Annotated in this window: 2 protein-coding genes; one reads left to right on the top strand and one right to left on the bottom strand. The window is 65.8% G+C overall.

Features of this window, described 5'->3' with window-relative positions; all coding sequences use genetic code 11:
• The coding region (locus EN969_RS31240) for a formyltetrahydrofolate deformylase (protein ID WP_127419743.1) at positions 1-489 on the top strand (489 nt) is incomplete at its 5' end.
• 9 nt (positions 490-498) lie between these two features.
• Here the strand turns inward: EN969_RS31240 and EN969_RS31235 are convergent.
• Positions 499-1,354 (bottom strand): aromatic amino acid lyase (locus tag EN969_RS31235; RefSeq protein ID WP_164758669.1); only part of this gene is annotated, 856 nt, incomplete at its 5' end.

Genomic DNA, 1,354 nt, shown 5'->3' with positions numbered 1-1,354 from the left:
TCCAACCACGAGGATGCCCGCCGCTTCGCCGAGCTGGAGGGCATTCCCTACCACCATTGGCCGACCACCAAGGAGAACAAGGCCGAACAGGAACAGAAACTGCTGGACCTGGTGCAGCGGACAGGGGCCGAACTGGTCATCCTGGCGCGCTACATGCAGGTCTTTTCAAAAGGTCTGTCGGACCGGCTGTTCGGACGGGCGATCAACATCCACCATTCGTTCCTGCCGAGCTTCAAGGGCGCCAAGCCGTACCACCAGGCTTTCGACCGCGGCGTCAAGCTGATCGGTGCGACGGCGCATTACGTCACCTCCGACCTCGACGAGGGCCCGATCATCGATCAGGAGACCGAACGCGTCACCCATGCGATGAGCGCCGAGGATTTCGTCGCCGTCGGGCGCGACATCGAAAGCCGGGTACTGGCGCGCGCCGTCAAGCTGCATCTCGAAGCCCGCGTCATGCTCAACGGCCACAAGACCGTCGTCTTCTGAGAAGCCGCGTCAGGCCGGCCAATTTCCGCCGGCGAGCGCGGCGTAAAGCGCTTCGGCGTCGATGCCGAGCGGCCGGTCCTCTTTCAGCATGGGGACGAGCGAGCGTATCGCCGCGTGAAGTGCGGCCGTGCGCGGCGCCAGTGTGAAGCCGTCGCGCAGGTCGACGGCCTGTGCCGCGGCCATCAATTCGAAGGCGATCAGCCGCCGCCACAGCGCGATCATCCCTGCGCATTTCGCAACCGCCAGAGGTGTCTGCGTGGCGTGATCCTCGACGCCCTCCGACACGGCCAGAAAGTCGAGCATCACCGGATTGGCCTTGTGGCGGATGGCGGCCAGGATCGAGGTCACTGTCTTCTGTAGCGGCACGAAGCCGGCCGAGGCGCCGCCGACCGGCGACAGATATTTCGGCAGGCCATTGCGGCCCGAACCGGTGAGCTGAATGAAGCGCGCGGCACTGGCCGCGGCACATTGGGCGATCGCCAGGCCGAGCGTCTCAAAGGCGAGCGCCAGTGCGGCGGTGTGGAAATTGCCGGTCGACAGTACCAGTTCATCATCGCCCAGCACCAGCGGGTTGTCGGCGGCGGCGTTGAGCTCGATCTCGACAGCCTGTCTCGCCTGGCCGATCGCCTCGATCAGTGCGCCATGGACCGATGGCATGCAGCGGATCGACAGCGGGTCCTGCAAGGTGGTCGGTGCCGGCGCGTCGTCTCGGACGAGCAGATTGTGCAGCACCTTGGCTGCTTCCTGCTGGCCGGCCGCCGGGCGCGCCATATGCAGGCGCGGGTCGAGGATGGTGCGGTTGGCACCAAAACCTTCCATGGTCAGAGCCCCGGCATGCTGTTGCTGGGCCAGGGCAGTGAGGGCA

It is taken from the genome of Mesorhizobium sp. M7A.F.Ca.CA.003.01.2.1, from assembly GCF_003998945.1.
GTDB lineage: Bacteria > Pseudomonadota > Alphaproteobacteria > Rhizobiales > Rhizobiaceae > Mesorhizobium > Mesorhizobium ciceri.
This window is presented reverse-complemented; position numbering and strand designations above follow the sequence as displayed.